This is a genomic window from Paenibacillus sp. cl123 (genome assembly GCF_900101595.1).
In the GTDB taxonomy this organism is placed as follows: Bacteria; Bacillota; Bacilli; order Paenibacillales; family NBRC-103111; genus Paenibacillus_G.
Genome location: NZ_FMYY01000009.1, coordinates 158340 through 181403, shown reverse-complemented (window position 1 = coordinate 181403; position 23064 = coordinate 158340). Strand labels below are relative to the sequence as shown.

The following is a 23064-nucleotide window of genomic DNA, read 5'->3' as shown; positions in this document are numbered from 1 at the left end:
CCGTCCAAGGTGAAGAGATTGGTCCTGGAGCAATTTATACCATTTTCCACATGATCGGGGTCCGTTCTGCCTCACGGCGTTCCCGTGCGATGCTCTACGATAACAACTGTAGGACAATTGATTAGGGGGGACGATCCATGCACACATGGAAAACAGGGTCTATGGCGCTTATGGCGGCGCTGCTCGCTTTCACAACCGCCTGCAGCGGCAGCGACAGCCCGGAAGCTTCGAGTCCGGAGCAGAAGCAAACGGCTCATGAGGAGCCGGGTCCGTTCGGGAAGTACAAGGAGCCCGTTACACTGAATATCAGCTATTACAATCCGGGCGAGGTGAAGTGGCCGCAGGGCTCAAGCGATACGCTGCAGGAGAACAGGTTCACCAAGATGTTCGAGGAAAAGCTGAACATCAAGTTTCAGCATGCGTTCGAGGTGCCGCAGTCCGGACTGGAAGAGAAGCTGAATCTGCTCATCTCCAGCAACGATATACCGGATTTTATGTTTGTCACCGAAGGGCAATTCAAGATATTGGCGGAATCCGACATGCTGGAGGATATGACCAAGGCGTACGACAGCTATGCGTCCCCGCTGCTTAAGCAGGTGATAGACGGCTTCGGTCCGGAGATGAAGAAGAAGGTCACCTATGACGGCAAGCTGGTCGGCATTCCTTCCACGGTGCCTGCGCATGACAACGACGGAGTCGTATGGATACGCAAGGATTGGCTGAAGAACGTCGGAATCGACTTGCCCGAGGTCATCCGGCTGGATGATCTGGAGAAGGTCGCCCGGGCGTTTATCGAGCAGGACCCGGACCAGAACGGCAAGAAGGATACGTTCGGCATTCAGAGCACATCGACATTCGTGACGTCGACGATCGGCTACAATACGCTGGACCTGATCTTCACCTCGTACCAATCCTACCCGAAGACGTGGAGGAAGGATGCGGGAGGCCAAGTCGTATACGGCTCGATTCTGCCGGAGACGAAAACGGCCTTAGGCAAGCTGCAGCAGTGGTATGCGGAAGGGCTGCTCGACAAGGAATTCGGCACAGTGAAGCCGGACCAATTCGCCAAGGATATAAGCGCTGGCAAAGCCGGCATCTCGATGGGCTATACGTGGGCTCCGATGAAGGCGCTCGCGGACTCCGTCAAGAACAATCCGAAGGCGGATTGGGGCGCTTACCTGCTTGTGTCCTCTGACGGCAAGCTGCATGCCAGACAGCCTAACCCGATGGGCAAGATCATGGCTGTCAAGAAAGGCGCCAAGCATCCCGAAGCGATCGTCAAGGCGATCAATATGGTCACGGAAATGGATAACAACATACCGGGAGCGCCGAAGCCTTATGTGGATAGTCCCGGCACGAATTGGACGGTACGCCCCATTCAGCAGACCTTCCGGACGAAAAATACCGTCTACGACCGCTTCCAGCGGTTTCAAGACGCGGCGTCGGGCAAGATCACGCGGGAGAAGCTGCTCGAATCGGATGTAGGCATATACGACAATTATTTGAAGGGCATGGATACCTTGAAGGCATCGCCTCAGGACTGGGCTTATGTGCTGTATCAATTCCATGGCGGCAAGCTGGTGCTTCGGCCGGAGGTCGTGGAGGAGTACAGCCAATATTACGGGATTACGAAGTCGATGGAGCTGAAATGGGCGAATTTGACCAAGCTGGAGAACGAGTCCTTCATCCGTATTATCGTTGGCGACAAGCCGCTTGATTATTTCGATACGTTCGTAGCGGAATGGAAGAAGCAGGGCGGGGAAGATGTCACGAAGGAAGTGGTGAAGGAAGTTGAACGTCTTAAGTAAAATCCGCTGGCATTATCATCTTATGCTGCTGCCGGGTATGGTATTTCTGGCGGTGTTCCACCTGTACCCGATGTTCGGAGCGGTGATCGCCTTCAAAAAATATTTGCCCTCCAAGGGAATATGGGGATCGCCATGGATCGGGCTCGACAATATCCTGTATATGTTTCAAATATCGGACAGCAGGCTTGTGCTGTTCAATACGCTCTTCATCTCCTCGTGGAAAATCGTCGCTCATCTGGCCGTCCCGCTGCTGTTTGCGCTGCTGCTGAACGAGGTCCGCAACCGGTATTTTAAGAAATGGGTCCAGACGATCGTCTATCTGCCGCATTTTATGTCCTGGGTGATTCTGTCGATCATCTTAGTCGATATGCTGTCCTTGCGCGGTATCGTGAACCAGCTTCTGGGCCTCTTCGGCATCGATCCGGTTCTGTTTCTCGGCAGCAACAGCTGGTTTCCGTTCGTTCTGGTGAGCAGCGACGTATGGAAGGAGTTCGGATTCAAGGCGATTATTTATTTGGCGGCGCTGACCGCCATCAATCCATCCTTGTACGAAGCGGCGGAAATCGACGGAGCCACAAGATGGCAGAAGCTTCTGTATGTGACGCTTCCGGGCATCATGACGACAGTTATCCTGATGGCGACGTTGTCGCTGGATAATGTGCTGAGCGCCGGCTTCGAGCAAATTCTGAACCTGTACAACCCGCTTGTGTACGCATCGGGCGATGTCATCGACACCTACGTGTACCGGGTCGGGCTCGTTCATTCGCAATACGGCATCGCAAGTGCGGTAGGGTTAATGAAATCGGTCGTCAGCTTCATCCTGATTGTGCTCTCCTACCAGCTGGCGTCGCGGTTTGCGAACTATCGCATATTTTAGAGAGGTTGTGATTGCGTTGCCGGTTTACGGGAAGAGCTTCGGCTCTAAGATCACCGATGCTGCCATAGCGGCCATGCTGATCGTTATCGCTTTTGTCTCTCTGTTTCCGATCCTGCATTCGGTCGCGATTTCCTTCAGTGATAAAGCGGCCGTGTCGGCGGGGCGGGTGACCGTATGGCCGGTTCAGTTCAACATGGCCAACTATGCGACGCTTATGGGAGATGAGCAGTTTTTCACCTCGTTCGGCGTTTCGGTCAAAAGGGTATTGCTGGGCGGGGCGATTCAATTTATATTAACGGTATTGATGGCGTTCCCATTGTCGCGCGACAGCAAAAGGTTCCGGTCGCGGAACGTCTATATGTGGATTGTCGTTGTCTCCATGCTGTTTCATGGAGGGCTGATTCCGTGGTATTTGACGGTCAAATCGGTCGGCTTGATCGATACGATCTGGGCGCTAGTGCTGCCGGGGGCGGTACCGGTATTCAACGTTATTCTGCTGATGAATTTCTTCAAGTCGCTGCCGAAGGAGCTGGACGAAGCGGCGATGATGGACGGGGCCGGTCCCTGGTATACGATGATCCGGCTGTACATCCCGCTCGCCTTGCCCGCTATCGCTACCGTGACGCTGTTCAGTATCGTCGGGCATTGGAACGCATTTTTCGACGGGCTTATTCTGATCCACGATTCGGCCAATCTGCCGCTGCAAACGTATATCAATACGCTGCTGCGGCAGCCGGCCCAATATGAAGATCTGGATGCGGAAACGCTGAAGCTGCTGATGCAGACGTCGGATCAGGGGCTGAATGCGGCGAAAATCATGATCAGCATGGTGCCGATTTTGCTGATTTACCCGCTGCTGCAAAGATATTTCGTGCATGGGATCGTGCTTGGTTCGGTCAAAGAATAGGATGTAGGGGAGAAGAGGCAATGAGCGGCAACGGAGCAAAGATCAGGTTCGGCTTGATGGCGGATGTTCATCAGGACTTTATGTACAAGGCGGAGGAGCGGCTGGCAGAGTTCGTCGACCATATGAACCGGGAGCGGGCGGACTTTATCGTGCAGCTCGGCGATTTCTGCTATCCGAAACCGGAAAACAAGCATTTCGTCAGCATCTGGGAACGGTTTGCGGGTCCTGCGTATCATGTGCTGGGCAATCATGACATGGATCGATGCGGCAAGCAGGAGATGATGGATTATCTAGGAATGCCGCGCAATTATTATTCGTTCGACAGCGGCGATTACCACTTTGTCGTGCTCGATACGAACTACCTGAACTTGGAGGACGGGTATGCCGACTATGCGCATGGAAATTATCACAAGCATCCGAAGCATATCGGCAACGTGACGCCTGAGCAGCTGGATTGGCTGAAGGGCGATCTGGCAGCAACGGGCAAATCTACGATCATCTTCAGCCATCAAAATCTGGAATCCGTCCATCTCGGCTTCAACATCGGTATCCAGAACAGCGACGAGCTGCTCGCGGTGCTAAGAGAAGCGAATGCAGAGGCAGGATTCCGCAAGGTGGTCGCTTGTATGAATGGCCACAGCCATCTGGACGGCGTGAAGGTGATCGATGATATTTATTTCATCCATATTAATAGCATGTCTTACTTCTATATGGGCAAGGACTACGAACGCGTCCGCTATTCGGAGGAGATTACGGAATCGCATCCCCTCTTGGCCCGCACCGCTCCGTACCGGGAAGGCTTGTACGCCCTCGTTACCCTGGAGCCCGGCGTGCTTACGATCGAAGGAAGGGAGACCGCTTACGTCGGTCCCCCGCCGCTCGAGTGCGGGCACAGTAATTCGAATGCCGGTCACATACTCTCAGCCAAAATATCGAGCAGACGGCTGTTGTTCTGACGAAGTGGGGCGATTAGCCTCGGTCCCCTCTGCCGGGATGGAGGCTGATTGTTTTGTCCCTGGAACCGGAATTGTCATAAGGATTTTTTTGTGTTATACTATGCATGCTGTCTATTTACGGACAAGTTAGCGGAACGCTGCTCGTAGGAGGTGTGAAGATGGAAATTGCACTGAAGATTGTTTTGGTGATTGCGTCTATTGGATTAATACTGGCGGTATTGCTGCAACCGGGCAAGAGCGCTGGATTATCCGGTGCCATCTCCGGGGGTGCGGAGCACTTGTTCGGCAAGCAGAAGGCGCGCGGGATGGAGCTGTTCCTCCAGCGTTTGACGATGGTACTCGCCGTCATTTTCTTTATACTGACGATTGTGGTTGCTTATTTCGTCAGATCTGTCTAAACATACCAAACGACAGCAGGGGTTCATGCTCCTGCTGTTTTTTTGTAGCTATCGCTATCGCGCAGGCGACCGGCTTCGGTCTCGAGAATCAGAAGATGCCTGTTTACATAGATTAATGATGAACAAGCTTGAAAAAAGTTTTCTACCCGGGTTGAGCGGGTATTATGAAGAGAATGCCGCTTTTTTGGGCAAGCTTGACCTATACGGGACAACGAAACAGGCGGAGATGAACAGCGCCCGCATAAGATAGACAGACAAGGGGTGACTCACGATGGTAACCAAAGAAGCGCTGCTGGATTTTATGAAAGAAACCGCCTATAAGCCGATGACTTATCAAGAGCTGGAGCAGCAATTTGCGCTGGAGGATGCAGTGGCATTCAAGTCCTTCATCAAGCTGCTGAACGATCTCGAGAATGAAGGTCTTATTCTCCGCACGCGCAATGATCGTTATGGCGTTCCCGAGCGGATGAATCTGCTTCGCGGCAAGCTTCAGGCCCATGCCAAAGGCTTCGGGTTCCTGATTCCCGAGGACCGGGAGCTGCCGGACATTTATATTCATGCCAATGATATGGGCACCGCGATGAACGGGGATATCGTTCTCGTGCGGGTAAATTCGAAGAGCGCGTCGGGCGGCCGCATGGAAGGCGAGGTCGTGCGCGTCGTCAGCCGCAGCAATACGAGAATTGTCGGGTTGTTTCAGGCCCATGAAGAATATGCGTTCGTCGTGCCTGACGATAAGCGGGTTGTACGGGATATTTTTATCCCGAAGGAAGCGTTCAACGGGGCGATGGACGGGCATAAGGTCGTCGTAAATATTGTAACTTATCCCGAGGGACGTGCCGCTGCTCAAGGCGAGGTTATCGAAATACTGGGGCATCGCAACGATCCCGGTGTCGATATTCTCTCCATTATCCGCAAGCATGGGCTGCCGGAGTCGTTCCCGGACGATGTGATGGAGGAAGCGACCGCTGCGCCGGAATCGATCACCGAGGAAGAAATCCGCAGCCAAGGGCGGCGCGATCTGCGCGGCAAGCGGATTGTCACGATCGATGGCGAGGACGCCAAGGACCTGGACGACGCGGTCAACGTCGAGCGGCTGGAGAACGGCAACTATGTGCTGGGCGTGCATATCGCCGATGTGAGCTATTATGTACGCGAGGGCTCGGCGCTCGATCAGGAAGCTTATAACCGGGGGACGAGCGTTTATTTGGTCGACAGAGTCATTCCAATGCTGCCGCATCGGTTGTCTAACGGGATCTGTTCGTTGAACCCGCAGGTGGACCGGCTGACGATGTCCTGCGAGATGGAATTCGATGCCAATGCGAACGTAGTGCGTCATGATATTTTTACCAGTGTAATTCGCACGAGCGAGCGGATGACCTACAAAAATGTCCGCCTGCTGCTAACGGAGGAAACGCCCGATCCCGAGCTGGTGGAGAAATACGGCTACCTGATGGACGACTTCCGTCTGATGGAGGAGCTGGCGACCAAGCTTCGTGGCCGACGAATGAAGCGCGGCGCGATCGACTTTGACTTCCAGGAATCCAAGATTCTTGTCGACGAGGAAGGCAAGCCGACGGATATCATCAAGCGGGACCGGACCATTGCGGAGATGATTATCGAAGAGTTCATGCTGGCGGCCAACGAAACGGTGGCGGAGCATTTCTACTGGCTGAAGGTGCCTTTCCTGTACCGGATTCACGAGGACCCGGACGGCGAGAAGCTGCAGCACTTTATGGAATTTATTACGAACTTCGGCTATGTGGTGCGTGGCAAAGGCAATACGGTGCATCCCCGTGCCCTGCAAACGCTGCTGGAGGAGATTAAAGGAACCAAGGAAGAAACGGTTATCAGCACCGTCATGCTCCGTTCCATGAAGCAAGCGCGTTATGATGCAAACAGTATGGGCCATTACGGCCTGGCCGCTGAATATTATTCGCACTTCACCTCCCCGATCCGGCGGTATCCCGACTTAATCATCCACCGGGTCATCCGCGAGGTGCTGGAGAGCGGAGGGGCGCTGACCGACCAGCGCCATGAATATTTGGCTTCGCGTATGGAGGATATCGCCCGCCAGTCGTCCGAGCGCGAGCGTGTCGCCGTCGATGCCGAGCGGGAGACCGAGGCGCTGAAAAAAGCCGAATTCATGCTGGATAAAGTCGGCGAGGAATTTGACGGCATTATCAGCAGCGTGACGAGCTTCGGAATCTTCATCGAGCTGGACAACACGGTCGAAGGACTGATCCGGCTCTCGGATATGTCCGATGACTATTATCATTATCACGAAGCGCAGCATGCGCTCATCGGCGAGCGGACCTCGAAGATTTACCGGCTCGGCGACGAGGTCAAGGTTCGCGTGTCGCGCGTCAACATGGACGAGAAGACCGTGGATTTCGCGATGGTCGATATGAAGCCGAGGCAGCAAAAGATCAGCCTGGTCGACGCGCTGAACGCGGTCCGCAAGGACAAACGCAAGGGCGGCGGCGCCCGCGGCGGCTTCGCCGCCGGACGCAGCGCAGCCGGAGGCCGCAGCGGCAAGGCTGCCGGGCGGAGCGGCAGCGCGGCTAGGCCGGGCCGCCGGGAGCGGCAGGCAGCAGGCGCCGGCGAAGCGGGCGGCGAGCGCAACGCCCGCCGGGGCGAGGCGGCGCCGGGCTTCGGCGGCAGCCGCGACGGCGACGGCGCGGCCGCAGCGAGCCCGGGCGGCTTCGGCGCCGGGGCCGGCGCAGGCGCAGGCAAGCGCAGCGGCGGTGGCCGCGGCAAGGGCGCCGGAGCGGCGAAGGCCCGCGCGCTAGAGGCCGTCGGCCGCGGCGCTGGTGGCAAGCGCGGGCGCTCCACCGGCGGCAGCGCCGGTGGGGCTGAAGCGGGCGGCGGATCGCCGGCGGGCATCGGCTTCGCCAAGAAGAAGCGCAAGAAGACCGTCAAGCGTTAGGCGCTTGATTTCTGGGGATGGAGTTTGGTACAATGAACTCCATCCCTATTTTGTGGGAACCGCTGGAGGAAAGGGGTCACGGTGCCGATGAGCAAGAAGAGCGACGGTAAGCTGCTGGCGCAGAATAAGAAAGCGTCACATGATTACTTTATCGAGGATACTTATGAATGCGGCCTGGTGCTGACCGGTACGGAGATCAAGTCTCTGCGGCTGGGAAGATCGAATATCGGCGATGCTTTCGCCACGATCCGCAACGGCGAAGCCTTCATTCATAACATGCATATCAGTCCCTTCGAGCAGGGCAACCGCCACAATCCCAGCGATCCGACAAGGGCGCGCAAGCTTCTCTTGAAGAAGACCGAGATCAGCAAGCTGATCGGTCATGTTAAGCGGGAAGGCTATACGCTCGTACCGCTCAAGGTATATATCCGCAACGGCTATGCCAAGCTGCTGATTGGCCTCGGCCGAGGCAAGAAGCAGTATGACAAGCGGGAGAGCGACGCCAAGCGCGATGCTCAGCGGGATATTCAGCGGGCGCTGCGCGAGCGCCAGAAGGTAGCGCGCTAGTCATATAGAACTCAGGGTACAGGTCCACCGAATATTTCCGCCGCTTCCAACAAGTCGGCCTGCAATTCTAGCGGACTTATGTTATACTAAAGAAGCGCCAAAGGAAGTCAGCCTAGGCGCAAGTCAGCAACATCAAATGCCAAGTCAGACAGCAAGTCAGTCAGGATCACGGATCTACAGGTTTTGGATCGGCTGATAAGTTTTTCATCATAACCTTTTAAGCAAGTTTAGGACCCCCGACGGGGTCCACCTATGCGGGGACGTTCTTGGATTCGACGGGGATAGTTCGAGCATGGGTTGCGGGTAGTGGGGAGCGTCCGCTTCATCAACGCTAACGCCAATTAACTGGCAAACAACAACAACAACTCGCTTTCGCAGCTTAATAACCTGTGATGCGGCTTCTACCCTGCATCGCCCATGTGCCGGGATAGGGGCTCAACCTTAGTGGGATACGCTGTCTCATCTCCGCCTGGGGTGAGCTGAAGAAGACAATCAGGCTGACCTAGGAAGAAGCCGGTTACGGGGCGTCCTCTTAGGTGACATCAAAACTGTGACTACACCCGTAGATGCCTGTGTGGCGTTATCTTCGGACAGGGGTTCGACTCCCCTCGTCTCCATTGCTGAAAAACCCTGTAGGTGATCTCAACATCGTAATGGTTGATATCGGTGGATGGCTGGATCACTACACGGTCAACGTATTCTTGAAGCACTTGCCTTCTGTCCTCTTCTTCCCCGGACAGGAGCAGGTGCTTCTTGTCATTTATGATGGTGGAAATCAGCTGCTCGTCCAGCACGTTCGTCTTCTGGATCGCTTCGGCGCGGCTCAGCTTAAACTCCAGCGCTTCCTTGCGCTGTTCGGCTTCCTTGATATAGTCGATGACACTCTTCACGCCACTGCCCAGCGCGGCCATCCAATTCTTGATTTTCCCCTCAAGCTCCGCAATTTCCTGCTTGATCGGCTCGATGTCGCTAGTATACTGTTGGCGCTCCTGGGCATAGAGCTCCTGCACTCTGACCGCGATCCGCGCCGTGCCATCCTCCGAGAAGCTCGGACAATTTCTCCGAAACAAGGACTTCAAGATCATCCTTGCGGACGCTAGTGTTCCCGCATTTGCCCTGGCACTTGTAGTAGCTCAGCAGATTGTTGTCCGCGCTCTTGGGATTACGATAAGAATTGCCGGCATACAACGCCCCGCACTGGCCGCATACAACCTTGCCCGTCAGTAAGTAGTTCACCTTGGCCTTCATCCTTCCTGCTTTATGCTTCCGTTCGCCCATCTTGGCATTCACACGTTCCCACAGCTGAGGCTCTATGATCGCCGGTATGACACCGGGAATATGGATTTGCTCCGTCTGTGGCTTTTTATTGTTGGTGTTCCGTCGCCCCTCGTCGTCCTTCGAGCTGGATACGTCCCATGTATAGTCGCCCTTGTACTTTCGGTTGGAGGCCCATTCACCGAAGCTGTTCTTCGTAAATTTGCCGATGGGGAACCCTTGTTTATTTTAGGTGATCCGTCATCTATCAATTTTACCGCAGACTTAACCATCGAGAATATAGCGTTTGAAGGTGTCACAGGGAATACTCCGGCAGTGTTTAGGTCCTATGATATGGTCAGGTCAACAATAGACTCTTGTCTATTTCGGAATGGGTCAATTGGTTTCGAGTCTCTTGGTGGAATATCAAATCGTTTTGTTAACTGTATTTTTGAATTCGCTGAAATCGGTTTAAAATTTGATAAGTTTGTCAGTAATGCAGGCGGTGGATACCCAAACTTGAATATCCTAGAAAAGTGTATCATGGCTGGAAATACAAAGTGGGGGATATGGTTTGACAACGGCAGAGTACTAACCTGTAACGATTGCGATATTGAAGGAAATGGCACGCTCAATGATGCGACAACTGGTGGTGTATATGTCGGTCCGAATATCGGTAGTGAGGGCAGCACACCCAATAGTATAGCGACGATCTTAAATTCGTGTTGGTTTGAAGCTAACCAAGGTAAATCAAGCTTAGTTTTTGAGGATGGCAAGAACTATGTAAATGATTGCTATTTTGTTTTTAACTTGGATACGGACCATTCCATCTACATTAAAGGTGGGAATTACTTTATCAATAACTGCCACGCTGACGAAGCAAAGTCACAAAGCATCTACGAAGAATCAACGGTGAATAGTGGGAATGAAATTTTTTTTTCTACCTTCCCAGGTTTTGAGTTAGACGAACTATCAGGAACAATTTATAACCCATTGAAAACCACTGTTTTTTATCAGGAGGGAATAAAGCATAAGGGAGGATCTTATGCCAGTGTTCCTAACGTTATCATTAGCTACGATTCAAACGGGTACCGAATGGACAGCTACAGCGGTTGTGACAATAACATTTACTCAGTCATATAAGACGGGGACGACACCGAATGTAGTTGCCTCTGTCAATCAAAATGATCCTACAAAACTTCAAACCTTGGAAGTATACGATGTTACAAGCACAGGATTTACAGTACGCAAAAAATCATTAACAAGTGGTTCGGCAACTGTTAACGCTGATGCAAATATAGGGTTCACATGGATTTCTATTGGCACTATATAGAATTTCGGCACAGAAGCATAAAGAAAAGCCCACTATTTTAGAAGTGGGCTTTTCTTTATGCTTGATTTTGTGATTAACTTTTAAACTTCTTCTTCCATTCAACATTTCCTAGTACGATTGGGAAATAAGTATTCAAAACTTTAACTACTGGTATAAGTAATAGTATAGTGAGAGCAACAAAGATCAATCCCATTATATTGGTTGCGTTTGCTCCAACATTTACATTAAGTATGGCAAAAATATTTAGAATTATTGGAAACCCTACGGCCAAGTGTAGAGCGAAAAATGAAAGTGAGTTTTGTCCTAGGTATTTTAAATGTCGCGAACCTGACATTGATTTAGCAATTGTAATAAACGCAGTTATACTTATCATGGTTGTGAAAATAATATTAATGTTTTGACTTATATGAAGTTTATTTATGATTATATAAAACACATCCGGTCTAACGATTTGAACAAATGTTATCATCAAGCAAAACCAGGAGGCATATTTGAAAAATTGAAGATTGGTAATATTCCATTTTTTAAATACATAACCCAGAGCGAAATAAAGTAAATAAGTCATAGCAGAATCAATATTCCAAGGAAGTTGTGGTTCTTTATTGTTAAAAAGTTTAAATCCAACCAAGTATATTACTATTGCAAAAACAAGTTTGAGCCAATCGTATTTACATACTCTAGAAATAAGATAGAACATTACCTCTACAATAAAAATACATGTAAGAAACCATAGTGCTTCATTAAAAGGTATTTGATTCCGAGTTGAAATAAAAAAAGCTTTTAGAGATGGTTTAATATCAATGTGTGCCTGTGAGAGGACTGAATTAGCTAATATAGATATTACAGAGAACGCAAGATAAGGAATTAACAATGATTTTCCTTTTTTATTTAAGAAATTAATAAACGTTGGATACTTATTCGTTTGAAATAAATAACCTGAGATGAAGAAAAACAAAGGCATGTGAAAAGAAAAAATATAACCTTTGATATTCAAAGCAGGAGTGTGCCCGAGGATGACTAAAATAATACCAATACCTTTTAATGTGTCTACCCAATGAATTCGTTCATGTTGCATACTTTTCAATATTTCCCCTTTTTATTAATTATTTAAGAACCAGTTATTCACTATTGATGTGTTATAACGAGAAAAATTATAAAATTATGTCGGCATATAGTTTAACAGATACACGGTGATATGACTACTACTAAGATTATTCAAAAATATTGCACTGAATTTTATTTGATGTGCCCTTTTTGTTCGCATACACTTTATTCGAGGTGATTCTAATGTTGCAGGATATAGAGCGGAAAGTATTAAGGATACTCTAGAACTATGGTTTTTTGCGCAGAAAGACCATTTTGCGCATCAAACGCTGAGTTAAAACGTGAGCAGCACAAAAAGCATTTTATACAATAAGCTCCCATTCGGGGGCTTTATACATGTCTGGAGGATGAATTGAAATGATCAAAGTATATGATCAGTCTATGCAACTCATAGCCTACGTCGAAAATGCCTTCGCTGTTGGCTACGAGGAAAAGTTCAACGGACTTGGATCGGCATGGTTTAGCCTGCCTGCTAATGACCCAAAGACAGCAGAATGCCAGCCGTTTCGTTTGGTGGAGATATACGATGGAGAGGAGCGAGTTGACCTATTCCGCATCCTGCCGATCGACACGACACGCAGCGGCAACGGGAATACGATAACTTATCAATGTGAGCACGTACTCGGGACACTAATCGATGACGTGCTCTTTCAGTATCACCAGGTTGGCGGGTTGGGATATCCTACAGATGATGTCCTGGAATACATACTCAGCAATCAGGCTGTTTCTCATTGGCAGTTGGGCAGCGTCAGTTTTACAAGGCAATTCGAGTACAAGTGGGAGAACGAAAATTTGTTGGCAGCCTTGTTCTCGGTCTCGCGACCGTTTGACCAGGCTTACCAGTGGACGTGGGACACATCAACTTATCCGTGGACTTTGAATTTAGTGGAGCCGGACCAAGAAGAGAGCTGTTATATCCGTTACGGGAAGAATTTGATCGGGATCACAAAGCAAGAGGAGCCACGAGATCTTTGCACACGGTTGTATCCGCTCGGATACGGTGAGGGCGTTAATCAGTTGACAGTCAAGGATGTGAACCCAGCAGGCTTACCTTACATTGATGCGGACACGCAGGCGCAATACGGAATCATCTCCCGTGTGTGGGCTGACAGGCGTTATGAATCTGCAGAGATGTTGTTTGCTGCAGCTCAAGCGAGGCTGGAGGTTATGAAGCTGCCGCGGGTAACGTATTCCGTGGATGGCGCTGAGATTTATAGGCTTACCGAGGATCCATTAGACCGATTCTTGGCAGGTGCTCTAGTTCGTGTGATCGACGAGCAATTGGGGATGGACATTGTGGCCAGAGTTGTCATCCGTAATAGGCCTGATATCTATGGGTCTCCGGGCAGCGTGAAGTTAGAGATCGCAAATAAAGTGATGACCATAGCAAATTCATTCGCCCAGCTTGCGGATCGCCAACGAGTACAGGAGGTGTATGCACAGGGGGCTACGAACCTGGACACGAGGGACTTTGCAGAAAATTGCGACCCAACGCATCCGGCTGTGATTCGGTTCAATGTTCCTGCAGAGGCGGTTCGAATTAACAAACTGCTTTTTCCTACCAGTGCGAACCCTTCAGGGGATATTCCACGGGTGCGGCAGCTGGTGGTGGGGATACGTCGGGAGCAAGTAGTACGAGCACAACTGCCTTAGGTGGTGGGAGCACGTCGGGATCAAGCAGTTCTACAACGACATCAGGCGGAGGAGGCGAAACGCTTTCGTTCGGTACTAGGGGGTCTGTTGATTTCACTACAATTCTCTCTTCATTCAAAAGCTTTATTAAGGCAGAAGACGGAGCAGGAGGTTCTCTGAATCACTACCATAAAATATATGACTTCTCTTTGTTCACTACGGACCATTCACATGGCATGGAGCACACTCACTCGCTTCCAACTCACACACACGGCATGGAGCATACGCATCAACTTCCCGAGCACACGCATCCAATCGAGTATGGGATATATGAAGGTCCAGTGCCTACAGAGGTAATAATATCGGTTGATGGAAGTGTTGTTCCCATTTCATCGATAAGCGCAGACGACATTGACCTAATACCGTATCTAGCAAAAGACAGCAGCGGGAGAATTACAAGGGGAAATCACACCATAGCAATTACGCCAAATGACCTCGGGAGAATCGTTGCAAGTGTGACTACACAGTTATTTGTCCAAAGTAGAGGTGGAGGAGACTACTAAGGTTTGGCTAAATTAGCGATTACATTTTCAAAATCTCCAGGACAAGTACAACATAAACCCGGTATACAAAATATTGCCGGTCCGGGTGGAAGGCCAGTTGCGTTTCGATCTCAAATGAGCTACACTCGGGAGTAAGTTGCCGACAGGGTTTCCAGTAGTGTAAGCTCGTCTCCATACAAAAAAAGAGACACCCGCGAGGGTGTCTTTTTTGTATGGAGATACGGAAGGGGAGGCGAATCCCCAAGGGTTCAGACCGCGCGGAGCGGAACGTAATTGGATTCTTGGGGTCCCCGCAAAGTATCCGGAATAAGCTTCGAAGTGTTTCGTCACTTTGTGGGGTAAGAAATCGGTATAGACATGTACCGCTAAGGTTGTCGTCGGTGAGTGGGCATCTGTGTAAGTAGGATTAACATGTCAAAACTTCCCTCATCTCCATAAAGTGAAAGACACTGACCTAACTTGGGTCGGTGCCTTTTTCAGTATCATTTTTTATTTCGGCTTTTTCTTGAATGGCTTCTGCGACCCATAAATCAAACATGTCTAAATCTTCGAAATACATAAGAAGCATGCGATAGCCCCATTCACGAGATTCGCCTGATTTCCAATGAACAGCGGCACGTAAACGATCAAGGATGATATCCTAATTTCCGATTACATAAACAAGTTTGTCAGCTACGGGAAGCTCGGTTACTTTATTATAGTCTCCAGCTAAGTAGTTTGAGGGGATTTCTACCGAGATCCCTAGGTTGACGTGGATCCAATTTTTCCCCAACTTAGTAAAGTCTAATGAAGAAAGAATATCTCCAGCCAATTCATATCCATCCATAACAAAATCAATGTCTTGTGTGGCATAGCCGTTCAAGGGCTTCTTTAGCTTTTTGCATATTGCTCAACCCAAAGCACCCTCTTTTCTTTATCATAAACAATGGCGCCTGATCGCAGACCTTCTTGGAAGGTATACCTTGCCATATAATTCAAAGCTTTAATTTCGTCAGAAGACCTTGGGCGATTACGGGATAAGGACCAACCTTGTTCGATTGTCTTTTCTTTGAACTTTGCCACAGCGAGGTTCACATCAGGATTGCTTCTCAAAAGCTTGCTTTGAATCTCTGGAAGTGACATTTTTCGCATGTGTTCTCCCCCCATTCGTTCCCGATAGTAACATTATATACGAACCTTGGAGGTTTAACCATGGCTCTACGAGGCGTCCTCTTAGGTGACATCAAAACTGTGACTACACCCGTAGATGCCTGTGTGGCTTTATCTTCGGACAGGGGTTCAGAACGTGCGGAACGGAACGTAGTAGGATGAGCACGGCGTAATCTTGAACCGCCAATATGGTCATCGACGAAGTATAGCATAGGAAACTAGCCAGGGTTGGTGATTACTATCCCATGTTTTGTCAGTAAATCCGCCGAATATCACTTAGAAAGTAGCCCACTTTTCTTTTTATGAATCACATTAACGGTATACGTTTTAAGCAGGAGGATATAGATGACATCTAACAAAAAAGTTGAGATAGAAAGTACGGCCAACAAAACGGATGTCGGGTAAAGAGAATAAGACAAGATGGATGCACTCAGAGTGCCGACCATTTTAAAGTAAGCAATCCATATGGATTGACCGTCCGTACCTTGTTTAATGAACATGCGTACAAAGAGAAGGGACATCATGAGGTTAATACCGAATGCACTATATTTTCCTACATCGTCATTAAATTCGAAAGCAGTTGCAATATGTAGAACAAAGAAGAAGGCGATAGACGGAAGAAGCATCATACGATAGAGGCGTCCTGATACTGTAGAATCTCCTTTTGAGTAGAGGATGAACTGAAAAAGGATGATGCAATCCAAAACGAACCATACCAGCACAACTATGAATTGAAGTGATCCGAATGAGAATAAATAGGTAAATAAAAATTCCCATGAGATATTAGCGCAAAGTGCAAAAAAGGGCATTCCACAGGTACGATCCCGATAACCTTTATAAATAATTAATATATATGTAAGGGTCCAAAATAGGCCAATTCCATATTGCAGTAAACGTTCGATTTGTACAGGCAGCAGATGTTCCATCATATTTGGCCTCTCACATCCTTCGTACAAGCTCCATACATCTTACGCGGAGTTTGATAAAATTATGATTGGCATTTCAATTGATTGCAAGGAATAGTCGAATTTCCAGACAAGAAGAACGCAGGCCTGATCGTCATCGTCAGTATTCTCGATGCGCTGGCTCTTGTTTGCTATAACCTGGGGCTGGGCTTGGAAGATACCTCGATTGTGATTACAGCAACCTTCTTGTTTGCCATGGTGACGCTGCTTTGGGGGGTGGAGCAGGCGGCGCAAAGCCTTTATGAATCAATGGGAGCGGGGCTGTACGTTCATAGGAATTTCCTTGATTTCGCTGCTGTAACGAACAATAAACCAGAGGTGATCATGTTGAAATCGATCCTGTACATTACGGCGAATCCGAAGAGTGAGAGAAATTCTAATAGCTTGACCGTGGGCCGCTGTTTAGTGAACGCTTATCGTTTGTTGCATCCCAGTGCGTCTGTTACAGAAATTGATGTATACCGGCAGCCTATTCCGCTGGTGGATGAACACTTTTTGTCTGCACGGCAAAAAAACGGATAAAAGGAATCTTGACGGTCAAAAGATATCCCCTTATATTGAATTACATACATACATGAATGTAATTGAGTGAATCAAAGACTGGAGATGTGCTTGTTGGAAGAGCAAACGAAAAAAACGAAGTTTCAACTGAAAAGGGAGGCGACCTATCGCCAGCTTCTGGATGCAGGGATGAAATGTTTTGCCGAAAAGGGCTTCGCCTCGACGACAATTGCGGATATTGTGGCGCGTACCGGGCATACGAACGGAGCGTTCTACGTCCATTTTCGGACTAAAGAACAGCTGTTTCTGCAGGTGCTGGATTATCAGCTGGAGATCACGGAGGGATGGTCGGATGTGCCTAAGGCCTACAGTCCGACTACTACGACGCTGGAGGAGGTCATCGTGATCACATTGACCAATCTCGGCAATAAGCTGATGGGCGTCGAGAACTGGATTGTGGCGCTGGCTGATTTCTACCAACAGACGAAACGCGACCCGGATATACTGAGCGCGTTCCGAGCGAAATACGGCCAATGGATAGCCGGGATCGAAAATTTGGTCCGGAACTTGCAGGGGCAGGGCTGGATTGAGAAAGAACGGGACTCTCGCCTGATCGCGATGCAAATCATTGCGTTTAACGAGGGGTATTCCGTTATTTCGGCATTGTTTGGGCAAGCGGATCATCGGGTGCTCGTTCAGGGGCTGGTTAAGCTGCTGCGCTAAAACTGTTCGCTATAGCGCAGCTTTCAATTGTGCTTAGTTTTTTCAATTAGGGAGGCCCGGTTTAGATGTCCAAAACTAACACCGTTTCTTATCTTCATGTATTAGTAATCGCAGCACTCATTTTTTCCAATTGGATGTTCCCCATTAACCGGGCTGTCGCGGAAGAGGTATGGACGCCAGTCCGTACCGCTGCGGAATTGAGCAATATTCGGAGCAATTTATCGGGCAATTACAGACTGATGCAGGATATCGACTTGGCGTCGTACGACTTCGGCGACGGGGATGGGTGGAAGCCGATTGCCAATTTCACTGGGAAATTGGACGGCAACGGCTTTTCAATCCGCAACATGAGGATCGACAGACCCAACGATAACGAAGTCGGGTTATTCAAAAATACGGACCGTGCGACGATCATCAATATGCATTTGACGAACATCGACATAAAAGGCAGCACATACGTTGGGGGAATTGCAGGTATGATGGTCTCCTCGCTTCTGCAGACATCATCCGCCGAGGGCACGGTTACAGGAGTAGGAAAAGCTGGTGTTCTGGTCGGCTACAACGCTTCAACCAACATTTATGACAGCTATGCCAAAGGGCAATTGGTCATCGCCTCTTCCTCCTCCGACAGTTTTGGCGGCTTGGTCGGCTACAGTACCGGCAACAGTTCGGGTGTGATTGTCCGCTCCTATGCGGCGGCTGCAGTCGCAAATGGCTCCTACTCCGGCGGCTTGATCGGCCAGAAGTTAGGCGGGGCGTCCATCACGTCATCTTATTGGGACACGAAGACGAGCGGGCAGGCGGGCTCATCGGGCGGAACGGGGAAAACAATGGCCGAGCTGATGGTGAAGACGACATTTGCAGGCTGGGATTTTACGGGCACTGAATCGGCCGAGCCGGTCTGGGGCATGGTTCAGAAATCGACCTATCCGCTCCACTATGCCGATTATAAGAGGGTGGCGCTTGCGTCGCTGTCCGTTAAGGATGGCGACGATGCTGAACAGTCGCTGGACCGCGAATTTGCCAGCGATTACGGCGCGTACTCGGTGCGGGTCGGTTACAAGACCGATCGCATCGTCGTATCGGGCAATCCGCTTAGCCCGTCCTCTACCGTCTCCGTTGATGGAGGAGGAGTCTCGAAAACATTGATGCTCATCCCCGGGCAAAATGATTTTAATATCGAAGTGAACGATCCAGCCGACCCGGCGAGGCTTAAAGCGATCTACAAGCTGTCCGTTTATCGGGAAGACGGGACTGCGCAATATCCGCACCGGATCACGACGGCCGACCAGTTGTCCCAGATTGGCAATATGGCTGAAGGCTACGCGCCGAATCACGAGTATAAGCTGGAAGCCGACCTCGACCTGTCGGGCTTCTCAGCAGGCGCGGGCTGGAAGCCGATCGGCAGCGCCGCTGTGCCGTTTCAGGGTGTTTTCGACGGGAACAATCACACGATCGCTCATCTGAAGATCGATCGTCCAGGAGACGATTACGTCGGGTTGTTCGGCTCTACCCTTGGAGCAAACTTGGCAAATGTCGCTTTGCTGGATGTTGCTATTTCCGGTAAATCTCGTGTCGGAGGGCTGATCGGTTATGCGGACGCTACCTCGGTCAGCGGAATTTCGGTGCAAGGCGCCGTGTCCGGCTCGGGCTATACGGGTGGCTTGATCGGGGCCGCGGAGCCTGGGACTCATGTAAACGAGTCGTATTCGGCGGCAGTAGTAGCAGCTCCGGCAGGCTACACGGGCGGACTGATCGCCGACGGTCCCGCCGACGGTTCGGTCACGCATTCGTTCTGGGATAGCGAGAAGAGCGGGCAGTCTTCCTCAGCAGGAGGCGGAACGCCAAAAACGACCGTGGAGATGATGCAGAAGGCGACATATATCGGCTATCCGAGCTCCGTCTGGGAGTTTGGCAGCGGCAAAAGATGGGGAATCATCGAAGGAACAACCTATCCGATGCCGTATGACAGCTATGCGGCCGTAAGTCCGCTCGGGTTGTCGATCACTGCGCCTGGAACAGTCGTAACGGTCAGCCCTGCTGCCTTCGATCCGGCTAAAGGGATCTATACGGTGACGTTAACCGCGCCTGTTCCCCAAGCGAACATAACGGTCGCTCCTGCTGCCGGCCAGACCATTACGATCAATAATGTCCCGGGAACGACCGGGAACATCGGCTTGGGTCTTGGCGAGCAAACCGTGGAAGTCATTGTGAAAGGAGCGACCGGCGCGACCGGCCTTTACCGGGTAACGGTTAACGTTCCCTCACCGACGGTTCAATCTGTGCAGGTTCCCTTAGGCGGCGTGTACGGGATTGGCGATGAGCTGGATTTTGTCGCGGCCTATGATTTTCCCGTCGAGGTCGATTCGGCCCAACCGCCGGTATGGCCGATCGGGCTGAGTGGAAGCCCGGCGGCAGCGGCTATCTATAACGGGAAGCTTGGGGGCGACGCGAAGATGCTGAGCTTCCGCTACACGGTGCAGGAGGGCGATCTCAGCAGCAGCGGCATTGTGCCCGGTGCATCGCTGACCGTACCGGCGGCCTCGTCGATTATAGCCAATGGCGAAGCCGTCTCGCCGAATCTTCCGGCGCCGCTGCCGGATACGAGCGGAATTGTTATCGACGGAGTCAAGCCGAATATAGTGTTGACGCCAGAGACAACAAGCCCAACGAACGGAGCCGTGAACGTATCTGTGCATGCGGACGGAACGGGAACAGGCTTGGCTTCCCTCAAATGGGCGGCAGGCATCAGGGATGCTTCCTATTTTGGCAGTGCCGGAACCGAGGTTACCGCTTCTGTATTTACGGCAATAGACAACGGAACGTACACGGTGTACGCCGCCGATACGGCGGGCAATGAGCAGGTAGAGACGATCACGATCGCCAATATTGTGACGACCAAACCGACGATCGTACTGGACTACAGTCCGAAGACGCCGGTGCGGACGGGAGTCGATGTTACAGTAACAGCGTCCGTGTACGATGATGGGGCGGGCAATGGGCTGAAGGTATTGAAATGGGCGGCAGGCGAACGGACGGCAGCGGATTTTTCGTCCCCGACGTTCGGCACCGACGTATCGCCCGGAGGAACGTTCCATGTCGCAGCCAACGGTACATACACGGTGTACGCCGCCGATACGGCGGGCAATGAGCAGCTCCAGACGATCACGATCACCAACATCCTAACGACCAAGCCGACGATCACGCTGGACTACAGTCCAAAGACGCCAGTACGGACGGGAGTCGATGTTACGGTGACAGCGTCGGTGTACGATCATGGAGCTGGCAATGGACTGAAGGTATTGAAATGGGCGGCAGGCGAACGGACGGCAGCGGACTTTTCGTCTCCGACGTTCGGCACTGACGTAGCAGCCGGAGGAACGTTCCATGTTGCCGAGAACGGAACGTACACGGTGTACGCCGTCGATACGGCGGGTAATGAGCAGCTCCAGACGATCACGATAGCCAATATCGTGACGACCAAGCCGACGATCACGCTGGACTACAGTCCGAAAACGCCAGTACGGACCGGAGTCGACGTTATGGTGATGGCGTCGGTGTACGGTCAAGAAACGGGCAATGAGTTGAAAGTATTGAAATGGGCAGCAGGCGAACGGACGGCAGCAGACTTTGCGTCTCCGACGTTCGGCACCGACGTAGCAGCCGGAGGAACGTTCCATGTCGCAGCCAACGGAACATACACGGTGTATGCCGCTGATACAGTGGGCAATGAACAGCTCCAGACGATCACGATCGCCAATAACGTGACGGCCAAGCCGACGATCACGCTGGACTACAGTCCGAGGACGCCGGTGCGGACCGGAGTCGATGTTACAGTAACAGCGTCCGTGTACGATGATGGAGCGGGCAATGGGCTGAAGGTATTGAAATGGGCGGCAGGCGAACGGACGGCAGCGGACTTTTCGTCCCCGGCGTTCGGCACCGACGTAGCGTCCGGAGGAACGTTCCATGTGGCCGACAACGGAACCTACACGGTGTACGCCGCCGATACGGCGGGCAATGAGCAGCTTCAGACGGTCGCGATTGCCAATATTGTGACGGGAGGGCCGCGCATCTCGCTGGATTACGAGCCGAAGGAGCGCTATCAAACCGGTGTCAGTATAACGGTACTGGCAAGTCCGGATCGAGATGCTGCAGGCAATCAAATAGAAACGTTACGGTGGGTGGCAGGTTCCCTGAATGTGGAGGATTTCCGAGTGGCGGCTGTCGGCGCGGACGTGCCTGCATCGGGTGCCTTCCGTGTAACCACCAATGGCTTCTACACCATTTATGCGGCGGATACAGCCGGCAACGAGCAAGTAAAGACGATTGAAATAACGAATATCGGCTCCTACCCCGACGATTCTCCGTCTTCATCCGGGACGGATACTGGCGGACCCCAAAACATTCCGGGTCAGTTTTACTTGCTGCCCGGCAATGACTACACGCTGGAGATAAAGGGCGTGAAGCTGTTCGTCCCGGCCGGAGCCATCAAGCAGGCGACCACGATCACCGTGAAACAGCTGACCGACGAAGCTGTGGGCCTGCTTGGGTCAGGACAACCACGGCTTGGCGGTGTGTATGAGCTGACCAAGGACGTTGCGGGGGCCTTCCAGATTCCGGTTCGTCTAAGTCTGACATTGCCAGCTGATGAACGGAATGGCGATCGACAGCCAGTGCTGGCCTATTATGACGAGACGGCGAAAAAATGGGTAGCACTCGGAGGTACGGTTAAGGGTGGCGTATTGACGGGGGAAACCGACCATTTTACGAAGTTTGCGGCGATAGCCGCGGCCAAAGAGCCCGATTCGGCGCCGATTCTGACCGACATTGACCGGCACTGGGCCGAACAGGCGATACGTAAGGGTGTGGCCGACGGGCTGGTCGACGGTTATCCGAACGGTATCTTCCGTCCGGACGCGGCGGTCTCAAGGGCTGAATTCACGCTGATGCTGCATAGAGCGCTGCGGTGGCAGAATGATCAGGACTTGCGCTTCCAGGATCAGAGCGACATTCCCGATTGGGCGAAGGAAGCAGTGGCGGCAGCCGTGCAAGCGGGCGTCATTGCCGGCTATCCGGACGATACCTTCCGTCCTGCGGCCCCTATCAATCGCGCGGAGGCGACTGTCATGATCGCCAAAGCCGCCGGCCTGCCGGCGTCTGCGCTTATGACGACATTTGCGGATGATGAGGCGATAGGCGGGTGGGCTTCACCGTATATCGAGGCGGCCCGCAAGGCCGGACTGGTGCAGGGTCAGGAAGGCAACCGGTTTGAGCCGCAAGCTTCTACGACAAGAGCGGAGGCGGTCGTGCTGCTGCAGCGACTGCTCTCGAAGTAATGGAATAGCGCTGCAAAAGGAGAGATTTGCAGACAAACGGGTACCTGTGCACGAGACAC

The 23064-nt window shown here is 51.5% G+C and carries 15 protein-coding genes, 1 other RNA gene and 1 pseudogene; 13 read left to right on the top strand and 4 right to left on the bottom strand.

Translation table 11 applies throughout. The features are described from left to right. The first annotated feature begins 137 nt into the window (after positions 1-137). The 9 genes from BLR08_RS16665 (at position 138) to BLR08_RS31750 (ending at position 9542) form a co-directional block, all read left to right on the top strand. Positions 138-1808, top strand: a complete 1671-nt coding sequence (locus tag BLR08_RS16665) for an extracellular solute-binding protein (protein WP_083537296.1) — start codon at positions 138-140, stop codon at positions 1806-1808. Positions 1809-1830: 22 nt separating this feature from the next. Then, complete coding sequence (locus BLR08_RS16660; RefSeq protein ID WP_072332953.1) at positions 1831-2685, top strand: ABC transporter permease; 855 nt, start codon at positions 1831-1833, stop codon at positions 2683-2685. 16 nt (positions 2686-2701) lie between these two features. Further along, entirely contained in the window at positions 2702-3592 is an 891-nt protein-coding gene (locus tag BLR08_RS16655) for a carbohydrate ABC transporter permease (protein WP_256257687.1), read from the top strand. A gap of 20 nt (positions 3593-3612) precedes the next feature. Then, positions 3613-4548: a metallophosphoesterase family protein gene (locus tag BLR08_RS16650; protein ID WP_072332646.1), complete on the top strand. Its 936-nt coding sequence runs from the start codon at positions 3613-3615 to the stop codon at positions 4546-4548. Positions 4549-4706: 158 nt separating this feature from the next. After that, positions 4707-4946 carry a preprotein translocase subunit SecG gene (secG, locus tag BLR08_RS16645; protein ID WP_072332649.1) on the top strand — a complete coding sequence of 80 codons (240 nt, stop codon included), beginning with the start codon at positions 4707-4709 and terminating at the stop codon, positions 4944-4946. 271 nt (positions 4947-5217) lie between these two features. Next, positions 5218-7875 carry a ribonuclease R gene (gene rnr, locus BLR08_RS16640; RefSeq protein ID WP_072332652.1) on the top strand — a complete coding sequence of 886 codons (2658 nt, stop codon included), beginning with the start codon at positions 5218-5220 and terminating at the stop codon, positions 7873-7875. Between the two features lie 87 nt (positions 7876-7962). Then, the gene (gene smpB, locus BLR08_RS16635; RefSeq protein WP_072332655.1) at positions 7963-8442 is read left to right on the top strand and encodes an SsrA-binding protein SmpB; all 480 of its coding nucleotides are present in this window, start codon (positions 7963-7965) and stop codon (positions 8440-8442) included. A gap of 256 nt (positions 8443-8698) precedes the next feature. Continuing rightward, positions 8699-9062, top strand: a transfer-messenger RNA (tmRNA) gene (gene ssrA, locus BLR08_RS16630). A gap of 33 nt (positions 9063-9095) precedes the next feature. Beyond that, on the top strand, positions 9096-9542 hold the full coding sequence (locus BLR08_RS31750) for a hypothetical protein (RefSeq protein WP_256257688.1): 447 nt from the start codon (positions 9096-9098) through the stop codon (positions 9540-9542). Between the two features lie 13 nt (positions 9543-9555). On the opposite strand, the pseudogene BLR08_RS32120 reads toward BLR08_RS31750, so the two are convergent. Then, positions 9556-9927: pseudogene (locus BLR08_RS32120) on the bottom strand (recombinase family protein); the annotation flags it as partial. Positions 9928-11102: 1175 nt separating this feature from the next. After that, positions 11103-12104 (bottom strand): acyltransferase family protein, encoded by a 1002-nt coding sequence (locus tag BLR08_RS16615; protein WP_072332663.1) that lies wholly within the window; start codon positions 12102-12104, stop codon positions 11103-11105. Between the two features lie 386 nt (positions 12105-12490). Between BLR08_RS16615 and BLR08_RS16610 the strand changes: the two genes are divergently transcribed. Next, positions 12491-13786 carry a phage tail spike protein gene (locus BLR08_RS16610; protein WP_256257690.1) on the top strand — a complete coding sequence of 432 codons (1296 nt, stop codon included), beginning with the start codon at positions 12491-12493 and terminating at the stop codon, positions 13784-13786. 1412 nt (positions 13787-15198) lie between these two features. Here the strand turns inward: BLR08_RS16610 and BLR08_RS16605 are convergent. Both BLR08_RS16605 and BLR08_RS16600 read right to left on the bottom strand, forming a co-directional pair. Beyond that, complete coding sequence (locus BLR08_RS16605) at positions 15199-15459, bottom strand: hypothetical protein (protein WP_072332666.1); 261 nt, start codon at positions 15457-15459, stop codon at positions 15199-15201. A 290-nt stretch (positions 15460-15749) separates the two neighbouring features. Continuing rightward, a complete protein-coding gene (locus BLR08_RS16600) occupies positions 15750-16406 on the bottom strand; it encodes a transmembrane-type terpene cyclase (RefSeq protein WP_090586258.1) in 657 nt (218 codons plus the stop codon). 81 nt (positions 16407-16487) lie between these two features. On the opposite strand from BLR08_RS16600, the gene BLR08_RS16595 reads away from it, so the two are divergent. From BLR08_RS16595 to BLR08_RS16585, 3 genes are all read left to right on the top strand, one after another. Further along, the gene (locus BLR08_RS16595) at positions 16488-16964 is read left to right on the top strand and encodes an NAD(P)H-dependent oxidoreductase (RefSeq protein ID WP_072332668.1); all 477 of its coding nucleotides are present in this window, start codon (positions 16488-16490) and stop codon (positions 16962-16964) included. A gap of 93 nt (positions 16965-17057) precedes the next feature. Then, positions 17058-17666 (top strand): TetR/AcrR family transcriptional regulator, encoded by a 609-nt coding sequence (locus BLR08_RS16590; RefSeq protein ID WP_072332670.1) that lies wholly within the window; start codon positions 17058-17060, stop codon positions 17664-17666. Positions 17667-17731: 65 nt separating this feature from the next. Then, positions 17732-23005: an S-layer homology domain-containing protein gene (locus tag BLR08_RS16585; protein WP_072332672.1), complete on the top strand. Its 5274-nt coding sequence runs from the start codon at positions 17732-17734 to the stop codon at positions 23003-23005. The last annotated feature ends 59 nt before the right edge of the window (positions 23006-23064 follow it).